This window comes from Streptomyces lateritius, from assembly GCF_014649715.1.
Taxonomy (GTDB): Bacteria; Actinomycetota; Actinomycetes; order Streptomycetales; family Streptomycetaceae; genus Streptomyces; species Streptomyces lateritius.
In genome coordinates this window covers 281,330-294,917 of sequence record NZ_BMTO01000010.1, presented here as the reverse complement: position 1 = coordinate 294,917, position 13,588 = coordinate 281,330, and the positions used below count along the sequence as shown (strand labels likewise).

The following is a 13,588-nucleotide window of genomic DNA, read 5'->3' as shown; positions in this document are numbered from 1 at the left end:
TGCGCGCGGCCGGCTACGAGCGGCGCCATTTCTCCCGTACGACGACGGACCGGAGCCGCCAGCCGGCGTCGGTCCGCACCGCGGCGAAGCTGTACCGCCCGCCGCAGACGAAGTCCTCGCCCGACTCGAACCGCATCGGGTTGACGTAGTCGGCGTGCACCTCGGCGCTGTCGCCCGGGTACCCGCCGTGGAGGGTCACACGCCGGTTGACGATGAGGTGCTGGCGTACGGGGAAGAGCCGCATCGTCTCCGCCAGCCAGTCGGCGGCCTCCGCCGCCGGTCCCTCGGTGCCGCCGGAGCCGCTGTAGTCGGCCCTGCCGTCGTCGGTGAAGAGCGCGCGGTAGGCCGCCCAGTCGGAGTCGTCCACGGCCACCGCGTACCCGGTGACGAGGTCGTCGATGGCCATCCGGTCCATCACGGTCGCGAGATCCACGCGCTGCGTCATCGGCTCAGTGTCGGGCAGGAGAGGCGTGGGGCCAAGAGCCGTGCGGGCGGGGCGCCGCCGTTCACCGGTCATACTTTTGGCCATGCGTATCGACTTCGATCCCGACCAGAGCGACCGGAACACCTTCTACCGGCTGCTGACCGCCACCGTCGTCCCCCGGCCGATCGCCTGGATCTCCACGACCTCGGCCGACGGGACCGACAACCTCGCCCCGCACTCCTTCTTCACCATCTCGTCGGTGACTCCGCCGGTGGTGCAGTTCACCTCGGTCGGCCGCAAGGACTCGCTGCGCAACATCGAGGACACGGGGGCGTTCGTGGTGAACCTGGCGCCCGAGCCGCTGTTCGAGCAGATCAACGCGACGGCGACGGACTTCCCGCGCGGTATCGGAGAGTTCGACGCCTGCGGGGTGGAGCGGGAGCCGAGTCTGCGGGTGAAGCCGCCGCGGGTGGCGCAGTCGCCCGTGGCACTCGAGTGCGAGCTGCACAGCACCCTGAGGATCGGCGACTCGACCGTCGTCTTCGGACGCGTGGTGCACGCGGCGGTGGACGAGTCCGTGATGGCCGACGGCCACCCCGAGATCACCCGGATGCGGCCGCTCACCCGGCTCGGCGGGAACGAGTGGGGGACGCTGGGCGGCATCCGTGAGATAGCGCGTGTGCCGTACGTCCCCGAGGACTGAGCCGAGGCCCGAGCCGGGGCGGGTGGCCGGTCCCGGTGGCCGGGACGTCGCCGCCCGGCGTCGCGTGGGCGTTGCCTAGGCGGCCTCCCAGCGGTGCGGCCGGCCGCCGCGCCACTCCACCAGGTGGGGGTCGTCGAGGATCATGTCGGCGTCCTCGAGACCGGCGCGGCGCAGGAACTCGACGAGGTCGGTGTCGTTGTGCGCGAGGCCCACGATCTGCCCGCGGACGGTGACGCGTCGCCCGCCGCCGGGGGAGGGGCGGTGAACGACGATGGGTGCTTGCCAGGCCATGGTTCCAGGGTGCGACGGCCGTCGGTGCCCCGCCTGCCGGATGCGCCCATACCCCGGAGATCGAAGGTCACACGATCACACGGGGTGTGAACGGGATGCGCCGGCCGGCACCGTACGCGCCCTCGCGGCCCGATGGTCCCGGCGGGAGGATCGTCCCGTCCCTTCGGGTGAGGCGCACCTGAGAGGAGTCGCCGGAGAGTCCCCGAGTCCGGCACCCGTCCCGCTCCGGCGCGAAACCCGGTTCCCGCCCGAACGGTCACGAGCCCGTCCGCCGGCCGGTGTGCGCGACCCCCGCCCGCCGACCGCGGACGGGCTCCGCCGCAGACCCGCCCGCAGGATCAGTGGCCCGACTCGCCCGCGTGCGGGCTGAGGGTGTCGGTGCCGACGAGGACGAAGAGGACGATGCCGAGCAGGACGCGGTAGATCACGAACGGCATGAAGCTCTTGGTCGTGATGAACTTCATGAACCAGGCGATCACGGCGTAACCGACACCGAAGGCGATGATCGTGGCGAAGATCGTCGGTCCCCAGGACACGTGTCCTCCCTCGCCGGCGTCCTTCAGCTCGAAGAGGCCCGAGGCGAGGACGGCGGGGATGGCGAGCAGGAACGAGTACCGGGCCGCCGCCTCGCGGGTGTAGCCCATGAGCAGGCCGCCGGAGATGGTCGCGCCGGAGCGGGAGACGCCCGGGATCAGGGCCATGGCCTGGCAGACGCCGAAGATGAGGCCGTCCTTCACGCCGAGGTCCTTGAGCGTCTTGCGCTCGCGGATGGCGCGGTGCCGGCCGCCGATCTCGTCGCGGGCCGCCAGGCGGTCCGCGACGCCGAGGACGATGCCCATCACGATGAGAGTCGTGGCGATCAGCCTCAGATCACGGAAGGGGCCCTCGATCTGGTCCTTGAGCGTGACGCCGAGGACGCCGATCGGGATCGATCCGACGATGACCAGCCAGCCCATCTGGGCGTCGTGGTCGGCGCGCATCGACCTGTCGCGCAGCGAGCGGAACCAGGCCGAGACGATCCGCGCGATGTCCTTCCGGAAGTAGATCAGGACGGCGGTCTCCGTGCCGATCTGGGTGATCGCGGTGAAGGCCGCGCCCGGGTCCTGCCAGCCCGCGAAGGCGGCCGTGAGGCGGAGGTGAGCGCTGGAGGAGATGGGAAGGAACTCCGTCAGCCCCTGGACGAGTCCGAGGATGAATGATTCGAACCAACTCATGGGGCTAGGGCCGTCCCGAATGTGCTCGTGCGGTCAGAAAAGGTCACGCGCGTCGCGCGGGTCGCGCAGCGGGCCTCACTCCGGGTTCCGTCGATGGACCCGCTCGCGGTGCGCCGATGCTCACGACTGCTCACGACGAAAGGCGGTCGGATCGGAGATCCACCGCCGTTCGTTTCGCAGCGTACCGTCCTTCGGTGACGGCCCCGTTCCCAGGTCTCCACGGGGCCGCGGTCCGCCAGGGCCTCAGGTCTCCACGGGCCCTGTCGTCGTCCAGCCGGGCGCCCGGACGTGGGGGGTCAGGCTCGCGGTGTCGGCCTCGTCGCCGCAGCACGCGCACACGACCCGGGGGCTGAGCACCTCGCCGCAGCTGTGCTCCAGGAGCACCGGGCGGTCCGCCGGATTCACGTGCCGGTCGCCCCAGGCCATCAGCGTCAGCAGGACGGGCTGCAGCTCCTCGCCGGCCGTGGTGGCCCGGTACTCGTACCGCCGCGGACGCTCGCTGTACGGCACCTTCTCGAGAATCCCGGCCTCCACCAGCCGCTTCAGCCGCGTGGTGAGGATGTCGCGGGGGGCTCCGGTGTTGCGGGCGATCCGGTCGAAGCGGCGCACACCGAGCGAGATCTCGCGCAGCACCAGCAGCGAGTACTTCTCGCCGACGAGGGCGAGGGTGTCGGCGATGGAGCAGGGGCGGGGAGCGGCCTTCATGGGCCCAGCCTAAGGGAGTCGGGCACGGAAGGGTTTGAGATTCAAACCCACTGGGCTATGTTACTGACAGGTGTTAGTCCAGTTCTCCCACTCACCAGGTGATCGAGGAGCCGTCATCATGCGCGACGCCGTCATCGTCGAAGCGGTCCGCACGCCCATCGGCAGGGGCAGGGCGACCGGCGCCCTGTCCCAGGTCCACCCCGTCGCCCTGCTCTCCCACACTCTCGGCGCTCTCGTCGAGCGCAGCGGCATCGATCCCGCACTCGTCGACGACGTGATCGGCGGCACCGTCGACCAGGTCGGCGAGCAGGCCATGAACACCACGCGGTACGCGTGGCTCGGCGCCGGTCTCCCGGAGTCCGTCCCCGCCACCACCGTCGACCGGCAGTGCGGCTCCTCGCAGCAGGCCGTGCACTTCGCCGCCCAGGGCGTCCTCTCGGGTGCGTACGACATCGCCGTCGCCTGCGGAGTCGAGTCGATGAGCCGCGTCCCGATGTGGTCGAACGTGCCGCCGGGCGCGGACCCGTTCGGCCCCGGGGTCGCCGAGCGGTACCCCCAGGGCCTGGTGCCACAGGGCATCAGCGCGGAGCTGATCGCCGCCAAGTGGTCCCTCGGGCGCGAGGCCATGGACGCGTTCGCCGCCGCCTCGCACGCCAAGGCGGCACGCGCCTGGGAGGCCGGGCTCTTCGACGCCGAGGTCGTCCCGTACGGAGACGTCCGGCGCGACGAGTCGGTACGGCCCTCGACCACGACCGAGATCCTGGCCGGACTACGGCCCGCCTTCCAGGACCCGGTCTTCGCCGAGCGCTTCCCGCAGATCGACTGGTCGGTGACGGCGGGCAACAGCAGCCCCACCAACGACGGCGCCTCGGCCGTCCTCGTCATGGCGGCGGAGACGGCCCGGCGGCTCGGCCTGCGCCCGCTCGCCCGGCTGCACAGCTTCGCGGTGACCGGCTCCGACCCGCTGCTCATGCTCACCGGCGTCATCCCCGCGACCGAGAAGGTGTTGCGGAGGGCGGGACTCGACCTCGGCGACATCGATCTCTTCGAGATCAACGAGGCGTTCGCGAGCGTGGTGCTCGCCTGGCAGCAGGAGACGGGCGCCGACCCGGCCAAGGTCAACGTCCACGGCGGCGCGATCGCCCTCGGCCACCCGCTGGGCGCCAGCGGCACCCGCCTGACGACCACGCTGGTCCATGCCCTGCGCGCCCGCGGCGGCCGGTACGGCCTGCAGGCCATGTGCGAGGCGGGCGGACTGGCGAACGCGATGATCGTCGAGGCACTCTGAGGCGCTGGGGGCCGGGGCGCCTGCTTCGGTCGGAGCGGCGGACCGAGGGGGCGGTGACCGCCACCGTCGCGAGAGCCCGTCGGTGGGGGAGGCCCCGCCCGTGTTCCCCCTCCCGGCGAAGCACGCGGCCGCTCGCCTTCTCCGGCGGCCTACGGCTTCCGCGCCGCCCCGGCTCCCACGCCCGCCGGCGCGCGCTCGGCCTCGGCGCCGGGCCCGCGTACGGCCCCGGTCCCGGACGGTCCCGCCGAGCGCAGGCTGTGGCGTTTGTGCCAGGCGACGATCGCCGCCGTCAGGCCGGAGACGACGATGAACCCCATCGAGATCAGGAACGCGGGCGAGGTCGGCGAACCGGCCTCGCTGCCCGCGATCACGTAAGCCGCCGTGTTCGGGATCGTCCCCAGCCCGGTCGCGAGGAGGAACGGCGCGTATCCCATACGGGAGACCGCCGCGCAGTAGTTGGCGGCGGCGAACGGCACCCCCGGGAAGAGCCGGATCGCCAGCATGGAACGGAAGCCGTGCCGGCTCAGCTGCCCGTCCGCCGCCTTCAGCCAGCGGCCCCGTAGCAACGGCCGCAGCGCGTCCTGCCCCAGAACCCGCCCGAGGGTGAACGAGATCCCGGCCCCCAGAACCGTTCCGGCCACCGCGGACGCCAGCCCCGCCTGGGTACCGAACAGCGCGCCCGCCGCCAGGTTCAGGATCGGCCGGGGCACGAACGCCGCCGTGCACAGCCCGTACGCGAGCCCGAACAGCACGACCGCGCCCGCACCGCTCATCTGCGGGGGCCACCCCGCCGCGAGCAGCCGCTGGGGCTCGTACAGCACCACCGTCGTCGCCGCGCTCAGCAGCAGCACGGCGAGCAGGGAGAGTCGCGACCAGGGCGACAGCAGCGCCCGGGAGCAGCGAAGAGCGACGGAGCCCGGCGGCCGGGTGACGGGGTCGAGCATCCGGGGAGACTAACCGACAACCACCGGTGATCGCCGTCATGTCCGTCATACGCCGTACCGTGAACCGTATGACGACCGCCGTGCCCGACAGCGCTCTCGCCGACACCGTGCTGACCCGCCTCACGGAGGTCTACCCCACCGCCGGTGACCCCTTCCGGGCACAGGAGCAGATCGCCTACATGAAGGGCGTCGCCCCCTTCCTCGGCATCCGCACCCCTGAGCGGCGCGCCCTGTCCCGTACGGTCCTCCAGGGCATCCCTCGCCCCGACGAGGCCGACTGCGCGGCCGTCGCCCTGCGCTGCTTCGCCCTCCCCGAGCGCGAGTACCACTACTTCGCCGTCGACTACCTCCGGCGGTACGTGACCCGCTGCTCCTCGGGCTTCCTGCCCGTCGCCCGACGGCTCGTCACCACCGTCTCCTGGTGGGACACGGTCGACCACCTCGCCGCTCACGTGGTCGGCGGTCTCGTCGCCGCCGATCCGGCACTGGCCGTACGAATGGACGAGTGGATCGAGGACGACGACGTGTGGGTGGCCCGCACCGCCCTCCTCCACCAACTCCGCTTCAAGGCGTCGACCGACGCCGAACGGCTCTTCGCCCACTGCCTGCGCCGCTCCGGCGACACCGACTTCTTCCTCCGCAAGGCGATCGGCTGGTCCCTGCGCGAATACGCCAAGACCGCCCCCGACGAGGTCCACGCCTTCGTGGCGCAGCACCGGACCCGCCTCTCACCCCTCTCCGTCCGCGAGGCCCTCAAGAACGTCTGACACCCTCCGACGCCACGAAAACCGCTCGACGCCGGCAACCCGCCACGCCATGATCGTGGGCATGTTCCGGTACGCCTTCCTCGCAGCACGGCCCGCAGTCGCGGCCGTGCCGGAGGCTGCCGTCGTCCTCTCCGTGCTCTGCCCTGCCGCGCTCTGCGCTGTCGCACTCGACGGCGCCCGAAGCTGACCCTCCCCGGATCGTCCGGCGGACCCCGCAGGGGGAGGGTCGGTTCGGCCCCGGGGTCCCGCCTCACGCTTCGAGCTCAAGGAATGAGCGAACAACCATGCCCAAGACGGCATACGTGCGCACCAAGCCGCACCTGAACATCGGCACCATGGGCCACGTCGACCACGGCAAGACCACCCTGACCGCCGCCATCACCAAGGTCCTCAGCGGGCGGGGGACGGGCACGTTCGTGCCCTTCGACCGGATCGACCGCGCCCCCGAGGAGGCCCAGCGCGGCATCACGATCAACATCGCGCACGTCGAGTACGAGACCGACACGCGTCACTACGCCCATGTCGACATGCCCGGACACGCCGACTACGTCAAGAACATGGTCACCGGCGCGGCCCAGCTCGACGGGGCGATCCTCGTGGTCTCCGCGCTCGACGGGATCATGCCGCAGACCGCCGAGCACGTCCTGCTCGCCCGTCAGGTCGGCGTCGACCACATCGTGGTGGCGCTCAACAAGGCCGACGCCGGGGACGACGAGCTGACCGACCTCGTGGAGCTGGAGGTACGGGAGCTGCTCACCGCGCACGGCTACGGCGGCGACACCGTCCCCGTCGTGCGGGTGTCCGGCCTCAAGGCTCTGGAGGGAGACCCGCGCTGGACCGGGGCGATCGAGGCGCTGCTCGACGCGGTGGACACGTATGTGCCCATGCCGGTGCGGTATGTGGACGCGCCGTTCCTGATGTCCGTCGAGAACGTCCTCACCATCACCGGTCGCGGCACGGTCGTCACCGGCGCGATCGAGCGCGGCGCCGTGAAGATCGGCGACCGCGTGGAGATCCTCGGCCCCGGCACCGAGACGGTCGTCACCGGCGTCGAGACCTTCGGCAAGCCCATGGAGTCCGCCGAGGCGGGGGACAACGTGGCCCTGCTGCTACGCGGGGTCGCGCGGGACGCCGTCCGCCGCGGCCACGTCGTGGCCGCGCCGGGCAGCGTCGTGCCGAGCCGGCGGTTCACCGCCCAGGTGTACGTCCTGTCCGGGAAGGAGGGAGGCCGCACCACCCCGGTCTCCACCGGCTACCGGCCGCAGTTCTACATCCGGACCGCGGACGTCGTCGGCGACGTCGACCTCGGCGAGGCGGCGGTCGCGCGCCCCGGTGAGACGGTCACCATGACCGTCGAACTCGGCCGGGACGTACCGCTGGAGGCGGGGCTCGGCTTCGCGATCCGCGAAGGCGGCCGCACGGTCGGGGCCGGCACCGTCACCACCGTCGGCTGACGGAGAGCGACAGACGGGCGGAGGCCCGCATTCCGCACCCCGCGGGACGCGGGCCGACCCCCCTGCGCCAGAGTCGGGCCATGACGCGGAGAGGGTCAGCGCAGGCCTTCGTCCGGGGCGTGCTCGATCCGGCCCACCGCGGTCCGGCCGCGCGCGCCGGACGGGCCCAGGCCGCCGCCCGAGCGGAGGCCGTCGCCGCCGTGTGGGCACAATGAGGGCGTGAAAGAGAGCGCGAACGAGGGCGTGAACGAGAGCGCGGGCGAGCAGATCCCCGTCGTCCGGGAGGTCGACGGCGGCACCGCCAGGCTCCTGCCCGATGTCGACCGGGACCGGGCCTGGCTCCTCACGGTGGACGACGCACCCCAGTCGTACATCGACCTGGACGAGCCGACGCATCTCGAGTTCGAGTACGCGCGCCGCCTCGCCCACGTCCTGGACGGCGTGGCCGACGACGGAGTCCCGCTCGACGTGCTGCACCTCGGCGGTGGGGCCTTCACCCTGCCCCGTTACGTCGCCGCCGCCCGACCCGGCTCTCGTCAGCACGTCGTCGAGGCCGACGGGGCGCTGCTCGACCTGGTCACCGAGCACCTGCCGCTGCCGGAGGGCTCCGGCATCACCGTGTACGGGGCCGACGCCCGTACGTGGCTGGAGAACGCGCCCGACGCGTCGGCGGACGTGCTGATCGCCGACGTCTTCGGCGGCTCGCGGGTGCCCGCGCACCTGACGTCGGCCGAGTACGCGCGCGAGACGCGGCGGGTGCTGCGGCCGGGCGGTACCTACGCCGCCAACCTGGCCGACGGGTCGCCGTTCGCCTTCCTCCGCTCCCAACTGGCCACCTTCGCCGCAGTCTTCCCCGAACTCGCGCTGATCGCCGAGCCGGCCGTGCTGCGCGGCCGGCGCTTCGGGAACGCCGTCCTCGTCGCCTCCGACCGGGAGATCGACATGGCCCGCCTCTCCCGGCGCACGGCGGCGGACGCCTTCCCCGCGCGGGTGGAGTACGGGGCGTCCCTCACCCGCCTCATCGGTGGCGCCCGCCCGGTGAGCGACGCGGACGCGGTGCCGTCCCCCGTACCGCCGGGCGGGGCCTTCAGCGTCGGCTGAGCGACGACCCGGCGACCGCCGTGGCGGTGGTGGCGGCCGCCGGGCGGCCGGCTCGACGGCGTCAGGTGGTCGCGGAATCCTTGGGTCCGTGGCCGTCGGCGATCGTGGCCGCCGGCCCCGGAAGGGGTACGGCACCGTCGGCGTGACCGGTGACCTCCTTCGTACGGCGCGTCAGGTTCCGTACGTCCGGGACGAGCAGGACGAGGGCCGTCACCACCACGATCAGCGTCGCCGAGCCCCACAGCGCCTCACGCCGCCCGAAGAGACTCTCCGCCGGACCCGCCAGCGCGGTGGACAGCGGCAGCATGGCCGTCGAGCCGAACCAGTCGTACGCGGAGACCCGGGACAGTTTCTCCTCCGGGATCTCCTGGTGCAGCGTCGTCATCCAGGCCACGCCGAACACCTCGATGGCCACACCGCTGACGAACATCGCGACCGAGAGACCCGCCACGTCGAGCGGCACCGCGAGCGCGGCCGAGGGCAGGGCGATCGGGAAGACGCCGAGGGTGCCGACGAGCAGCATCCGGCGCGGCTTCCAGCGCATCATGAGCAGCGCGCCCACGAGGGTGCCGACTCCGAAGGCGGCCAGCGCGAGCCCCCAGGGCCGGGCACCGCCCAGATGCTCCTGGGCGACCAGCGGCCCGTACACCGACTCGGCCGCGCCCACCAACGCCACGACGATGGAGAACTGGGCCACGATCGACCACAGCCACGGGCGGCCGATGAACTCCTGCCAGCCCTCGCGGAGATCGGCCAGCAGGCCGCCGCCGGCCTTGCGTTCGGCGATGTGGCTGACGTCGAGGAACGCGCGCAGCGCCCCGGCGAAGGCGAAAGCCGCGGCGTCGATGGCGAGGACCCAGCCGGGGCCGACCGCTGCGATCATCGCGCCGCCGAGGGCGGCCCCGCCGATGCCGGCGCCGTGCATCGCCATCCGGAACAGCGCGAAGGCGCGGCTGACCTGTTCACCGCTGACGCTGGACATCAGCATGCCCTCGGCGGCGGGGCTGAAGAAGGCCTGGCCGGTTCCGCAGAGCGCGGTCAGCAGCATCATCTGCCACAGCTCGGGGTCGCCCGTGAGGACGAGGACGGCGAAGACCGCCTGTGAGACGCAGTTGAGCGCGTTGGCCGCGACCATCACCCGGTGCCGGGGTATCCGGTCGGCCACCGCGCCGCCGACGAGCAGGAAGAGGACGAGCGGGAGGGTGCGGGCCGCCGCCACCAGGCCCACGTCGCCGCCGTCGCCGCCGGACTGGAGAACGGCGAACGCCGCCGCGATCAGGGCACCGTGGGTGCCGAGGTTGGTGACGATCGCGGCGGCGGTCAGGAGCAGATAGTTGCGGCCCGCCCACTCGGGGCGGCGGGAGCGCAGCGGAGTGCGGGGGGAGGCGGCGGAGGTTCTCACCCCGGGACTATCCCTGTCGCCGCCACCTCCTGCCAAACCGATTACCGGACGTCTTCGGCCCGGTCGCCGCGCCCGGGACGCCGCCGCCCCGCACGTGCGCGGACCGTCGGCGTCAGGACGACGCCGGGGCCAGCCGCACGGTGGAGAGGATCTGCTGGATCGTGGCGTCCGGCAGCTCGTCCTTGACCCCGTCGGCCGCGTAGAGCACGAACGAGGAGAAGTCGCCCTTGGAGTTCTTGAAGGAGAACGCGATGGACTTGCCGTCCGACTCGCACTTGTTCCGCTTCTTGATGCCCGGGGCGGTGGCGGTCGACATGCTGCCCACGAGCCCCGACTTGGTCGTGTACGGGACGGCCTTGGTGATCTTGATGGTGCCCTTGGGCATGTGCTGGGCGTAACCGGCCCACACCCAGTTGCCGGCCTCGTTGAACGCCGCCTCCGAGGTGTTCTTGGCGCCCTGGCCGCCCTTGGTGCCCGCGGTGCTCAGCCCCCAGGTCTCCTCGGTGCCGTTCTTGTCGGTGTCGAAGGTGCACCACTTGCTCTTGAACCGCGCGGGCGCCGACATGGTGACGACAGGCGTGCCGTCGCCCTTCTTCTCGTCCTCGAAGAACGTGATGGAGCCGGGCTTGAGCAGTTCCCACTCCGGCGGTACGTCGAACAGCGTGCCGTACTTCGGGTTGTGGACGACCTTCCACCCCGGGATCGTCGGCTGCTGCCCGGCGTCGTCACGCGGGTTGTCGAGCGAGGGCGACGGGGCGGCGGACGTCGGCGCCGACACGGAGGGCTTGGGGTCGTCGCCGGCGTGGGTGTTCTTGTCGTCGTCCTTGTCGAGGACCAGGAAGCCCGTCACCCCGGCGGCGACGACCACGGCGATCGCGGCGCCGATGGCGATGAGCGTCGTCTGCTTCTTCTTGCCGTCACCCGGTCCGCCCTGCGGCGGCCCCGGCACCGCGTACTGCGGGCCGGTCGGCTGCTGGTACGGGTTGGGCTGCGGGTAACCGGCCTGGGCCGGCGGCTGCTGCGGGTAACCCGGCTGCGTCGGCGGCTGCTGCGGGTAACCCGGCTGCGTCGGCGGCTGCTGGTATCCCGGCTGCTGGTACGGGTTCGGCTGCTGGGGATAACCCGGCTGCTGATACGGGTTCTGGTCCTGCGGGTTCTGCTCGCCCCCGGGCGGCTGCTGTCCTGGCCACATGGCCAGTAACCATAGGGGTGCGACGGGAAGGCTGCTACGCCCGGCCCCGCCGGAGAGGGTCCGGAGGGCTCGGGGAGGCGGACCATGGGGCGCCGCAGGGATGGCCATCCCTCCTACTCGTGGGTAACATCGGCCCATGAGCGCAGACCAGATGTCCGTCGGCGAGATGCTCGCCGCCACGGTCCCCATGGCCAGGACCCTCAACCTCGAGTTCCTGGAGACCACTTCCGAGCGTGCCGTCGTCCGCCTGCCGGACCAGGCCGACTACCACAACCACGTCGGCGGCCCGCACGCCGGAGCCATGTTCACGCTGGCCGAGTCGGCCAGTGGCGCGATCGTCCTCGCCGCCTTCGGTGACCAGCTCGGCCGCGCCGTGCCGCTCGCCGTGAAGGCTGAGATCGGGTACAAGAAGCTCGCCATGGGCGTGGTCACGGCCACCGCCACGCTCGGCCGCCCGGCCGCCGAGGTCGTCGCCGAGCTGGACGCGGGCGAGCGCCCGGAGTTCCCCGTGCGGATCGAGATCACGCGCGAGGACGGCGCCGTGACCGGCGAGATGACCGTGGTCTGGACCCTGCGCCCGAACGCCTGACCCCTGGCCGCCGCCTTCCGCCCCCGCGCCGTTTCCCCGGGCGCGGGGGCGGTCGTGCGCCCGGGCCCCAGGGGCGGGCGTCCGCTCTCCGTGACCAGGTAGGCTGCCCCGGCGTGCGCGACGCCGCGCGCGCCGCGGCTTCGGGCCGAGAGGGTCGAAACGGGAGGAACCCGCGTTGCACGTCCAGGAGTGGCTGGAGACGATTCCCGCGGTCGCCATCTACGCGCTGGTGGGGGTGGTGATCGGGCTGGAGAGCCTCGGCATCCCGCTGCCCGGTGAGATCGTCCTCGTGAGCTCGGCGCTGCTCGCCTCGCAGCACGGCGACATCAACCCGTACGTCCTCGGCGCCTGCGCCACGGCCGGGGCGATCATCGGCGACTCGATCGGTTACGCGATCGGCCGCCGGGGCGGCCGGCCGCTGCTCGCCTGGCTCGGGAAGAAGTTCCCCAAGCACTTCAGCGAGGCCAACATCGCGATGGCCGAGCGGTCCTTCGAGAAGTGGGGCATGTGGGCGGTCTTCTTCGGCCGCTTCGTCGCCCTGCTGCGGATCTTCGCAGGCCCGCTCGCCGGCGTTCTGCGCATGCCGTACTGGAAGTTCCTCATCGCCAACGTCTTCGGCGGGATCCTCTGGGCCGGCGGCACCACGGCCGTCATCTACTCGGTGGGTGTCGTCGCCGAGGCGTGGCTGAAGCGCTTCTCGTGGCTCGGGCTCGTGCTCGCCGTCGTGATGGGCCTCGCCTCGATGCTGATCCTGAAGAACCGCGCGAAGAAGGCGGCGGCCAGGGCCGAGGCGGCCAAGGCCGAGACGACCGCGGAGGCACCGGCCGCTGAGCCGGTCCCGGTCCCGGTCGCGGACTGACGACGACACCGGTACGACGGCGGTACCACGGTACGGAGAAGGGCGCGGCACCCCGGCAGGGGCGCCGCGCCCTTCCTCGTACGCGAGCCCTCGCGGCCCACCGGGAGTGTCCTCAGTCGGTGAAGACCTCGGCGTGGCCCTTCGCCAGGTGCAGGTACATCTCCGCGTTGAGTCGGATGCCGGCCTGCTCCTCCTCCGTCAGCGGGCGCCGGACCTTCGCCGGGACGCCCGCGACCAGCGAGCCGGGCGGGATCTCCATCCCCTGCGGTACCAGCGCCTGCGCCGCGACGAGCGAACCGGCGCCGACACGCGCTCCGTTGAGGATCGTGGCGCCCATGCCGACGAGGACGTCGTCCTCGACCGTGCAGCCGTGGACGGTCGCGTTGTGGCCGACGGTCACGCGGGCGCCGATGGTGACCGGGAAGCCCGGGTCGACGTGGACCGTGCAGTTGTCCTGGATGTTGGAGTCCTCGCCGACGGCGATGGGACCGCAGTCGGCGCGCAGCACAGCGTGGTACCAGACACTGACGCGGGCGCCCAGGGTGACATCGCCCAGCACGACGGAGGTCGGGGCGGTGAAGGCGGTCGGATCGACCTTCGGCTCCTTGCCGCCCACGCCCTTGATCAACGCCTCTGCCATTGTCCGCTCCCGATC

The 13,588-nt window shown here is 72.2% G+C and carries 16 protein-coding genes; 8 read left to right on the top strand and 8 right to left on the bottom strand.

Going from position 1 to position 13,588, the window contains the following annotated elements; all coding sequences use genetic code 11:
* Positions 1-13: 13 nt before the first annotated feature.
* Complete coding sequence (locus IE136_RS22225) at positions 14-445, bottom strand: nuclear transport factor 2 family protein (RefSeq protein WP_189601195.1); 432 nt, start codon at positions 443-445, stop codon at positions 14-16.
* An 82-nt stretch (positions 446-527) separates the two neighbouring features.
* Here IE136_RS22225 and IE136_RS22220 point away from each other — a divergent pair, with 82 nt between their 5' ends.
* On the top strand, positions 528-1,127 hold the full coding sequence (locus IE136_RS22220; protein WP_158985163.1) for a flavin reductase family protein: 600 nt from the start codon (positions 528-530) through the stop codon (positions 1,125-1,127).
* A 75-nt stretch (positions 1,128-1,202) separates the two neighbouring features.
* On the opposite strand, the gene IE136_RS22215 is transcribed toward IE136_RS22220, so the two are convergent.
* The 3 genes from IE136_RS22215 to IE136_RS22205 form a co-directional block, all read right to left on the bottom strand.
* Complete coding sequence (locus IE136_RS22215; RefSeq protein ID WP_137990668.1) at positions 1,203-1,418, bottom strand: hypothetical protein; 216 nt, start codon at positions 1,416-1,418, stop codon at positions 1,203-1,205.
* A gap of 338 nt (positions 1,419-1,756) precedes the next feature.
* Complete coding sequence (locus tag IE136_RS22210; RefSeq protein WP_158985161.1) at positions 1,757-2,632, bottom strand: undecaprenyl-diphosphate phosphatase; 876 nt, start codon at positions 2,630-2,632, stop codon at positions 1,757-1,759.
* A 243-nt stretch (positions 2,633-2,875) separates the two neighbouring features.
* On the bottom strand, positions 2,876-3,337 hold the full coding sequence (locus tag IE136_RS22205; RefSeq protein WP_158985159.1) for a winged helix-turn-helix transcriptional regulator: 462 nt from the start codon (positions 3,335-3,337) through the stop codon (positions 2,876-2,878).
* Positions 3,338-3,455: 118 nt separating this feature from the next.
* On the opposite strand from IE136_RS22205, the gene IE136_RS22200 reads away from it, so the two are divergent.
* A complete protein-coding gene (locus IE136_RS22200) occupies positions 3,456-4,625 on the top strand; it encodes a thiolase family protein (RefSeq protein WP_158985157.1) in 1,170 nt (389 codons plus the stop codon).
* Between the two features lie 149 nt (positions 4,626-4,774).
* Here IE136_RS22200 and IE136_RS22195 read toward each other — a convergent pair whose 3' ends face one another.
* Positions 4,775-5,569, bottom strand: a complete 795-nt coding sequence (locus tag IE136_RS22195; protein ID WP_189601194.1) for a TVP38/TMEM64 family protein — start codon at positions 5,567-5,569, stop codon at positions 4,775-4,777.
* 68 nt (positions 5,570-5,637) lie between these two features.
* Here IE136_RS22195 and IE136_RS22190 point away from each other — a divergent pair, with 68 nt between their 5' ends.
* The 4 genes from IE136_RS22190 (at position 5,638) to IE136_RS22180 (ending at position 8,891) form a co-directional block, all read left to right on the top strand.
* Positions 5,638-6,336, top strand: coding sequence for a DNA alkylation repair protein (locus IE136_RS22190; RefSeq protein ID WP_158985153.1), 699 nt, complete (start codon positions 5,638-5,640; stop codon positions 6,334-6,336).
* Positions 6,337-6,397: 61 nt separating this feature from the next.
* Positions 6,398-6,523, top strand: a complete 126-nt coding sequence (locus IE136_RS36460) for a hypothetical protein (protein ID WP_268247952.1) — start codon at positions 6,398-6,400, stop codon at positions 6,521-6,523.
* 97 nt (positions 6,524-6,620) lie between these two features.
* Positions 6,621-7,790, top strand: coding sequence for an elongation factor Tu (gene tuf, locus IE136_RS22185; protein ID WP_158985151.1), 1,170 nt, complete (start codon positions 6,621-6,623; stop codon positions 7,788-7,790).
* Positions 7,791-8,009: 219 nt separating this feature from the next.
* Positions 8,010-8,891, top strand: a complete 882-nt coding sequence (locus IE136_RS22180) for a spermidine synthase (RefSeq protein ID WP_229819018.1) — start codon at positions 8,010-8,012, stop codon at positions 8,889-8,891.
* Positions 8,892-8,952: 61 nt separating this feature from the next.
* Here the strand turns inward: IE136_RS22180 and IE136_RS22175 are convergent, their stop codons facing one another.
* Together IE136_RS22175 and IE136_RS22170 are read right to left on the bottom strand one after the other, a co-directional pair.
* Positions 8,953-10,293, bottom strand: a complete 1,341-nt coding sequence (locus IE136_RS22175) for an MFS transporter (RefSeq protein ID WP_189601193.1) — start codon at positions 10,291-10,293, stop codon at positions 8,953-8,955.
* Between the two features lie 112 nt (positions 10,294-10,405).
* Positions 10,406-11,485 (bottom strand): DUF8017 domain-containing protein, encoded by a 1,080-nt coding sequence (locus IE136_RS22170; RefSeq protein WP_189601192.1) that lies wholly within the window; start codon positions 11,483-11,485, stop codon positions 10,406-10,408.
* 151 nt (positions 11,486-11,636) lie between these two features.
* Here IE136_RS22170 and IE136_RS22165 point away from each other — a divergent pair, with 151 nt between their 5' ends.
* Complete coding sequence (locus tag IE136_RS22165) at positions 11,637-12,074, top strand: DUF4442 domain-containing protein (RefSeq protein ID WP_158994035.1); 438 nt, start codon at positions 11,637-11,639, stop codon at positions 12,072-12,074.
* Positions 12,075-12,249: 175 nt separating this feature from the next.
* Complete coding sequence (locus IE136_RS22160; RefSeq protein WP_158985145.1) at positions 12,250-12,933, top strand: DedA family protein; 684 nt, start codon at positions 12,250-12,252, stop codon at positions 12,931-12,933.
* 112 nt (positions 12,934-13,045) lie between these two features.
* Here IE136_RS22160 and IE136_RS22155 read toward each other — a convergent pair whose 3' ends face one another.
* The gene (locus IE136_RS22155) at positions 13,046-13,573 is read right to left on the bottom strand and encodes a gamma carbonic anhydrase family protein (protein ID WP_189601191.1); all 528 of its coding nucleotides are present in this window, start codon (positions 13,571-13,573) and stop codon (positions 13,046-13,048) included.
* Positions 13,574-13,588: the final 15 nt, after the last annotated feature.

Excerpts from the sequence above, each read along its gene's own strand:
- IE136_RS22155 (WP_189601191.1), bottom strand. The coding sequence starts at position 13,573 with ATGGCAGAGGCGTTGATCAAGGGCGTGGGCGGCAAGGAGCCGAAGGTC.
- tuf (WP_158985151.1), top strand. The coding sequence starts at position 6,621 with ATGCCCAAGACGGCATACGTGCGCACCAAGCCGCACCTGAACATCGGC.
- IE136_RS22220 (WP_158985163.1), top strand. The coding sequence starts at position 528 with ATGCGTATCGACTTCGATCCCGACCAGAGCGACCGGAACACCTTCTAC.
- IE136_RS22190 (WP_158985153.1), top strand. The coding sequence starts at position 5,638 with ATGACGACCGCCGTGCCCGACAGCGCTCTCGCCGACACCGTGCTGACC.
- IE136_RS22210 (WP_158985161.1), bottom strand. The coding sequence starts at position 2,632 with ATGAGTTGGTTCGAATCATTCATCCTCGGACTCGTCCAGGGGCTGACG.
- IE136_RS22170 (WP_189601192.1), bottom strand. The coding sequence starts at position 11,485 with ATGTGGCCAGGACAGCAGCCGCCCGGGGGCGAGCAGAACCCGCAGGAC.
- IE136_RS22165 (WP_158994035.1), top strand. The coding sequence starts at position 11,637 with ATGTCCGTCGGCGAGATGCTCGCCGCCACGGTCCCCATGGCCAGGACC.
- IE136_RS36460 (WP_268247952.1), top strand. The coding sequence starts at position 6,398 with ATGTTCCGGTACGCCTTCCTCGCAGCACGGCCCGCAGTCGCGGCCGTG.
- IE136_RS22200 (WP_158985157.1), top strand. The coding sequence starts at position 3,456 with ATGCGCGACGCCGTCATCGTCGAAGCGGTCCGCACGCCCATCGGCAGG.
- IE136_RS22195 (WP_189601194.1), bottom strand. The coding sequence starts at position 5,569 with ATGCTCGACCCCGTCACCCGGCCGCCGGGCTCCGTCGCTCTTCGCTGC.
- IE136_RS22205 (WP_158985159.1), bottom strand. The coding sequence starts at position 3,337 with ATGAAGGCCGCTCCCCGCCCCTGCTCCATCGCCGACACCCTCGCCCTC.
- IE136_RS22215 (WP_137990668.1), bottom strand. The coding sequence starts at position 1,418 with ATGGCCTGGCAAGCACCCATCGTCGTTCACCGCCCCTCCCCCGGCGGC.
- IE136_RS22225 (WP_189601195.1), bottom strand. The coding sequence starts at position 445 with ATGACGCAGCGCGTGGATCTCGCGACCGTGATGGACCGGATGGCCATC.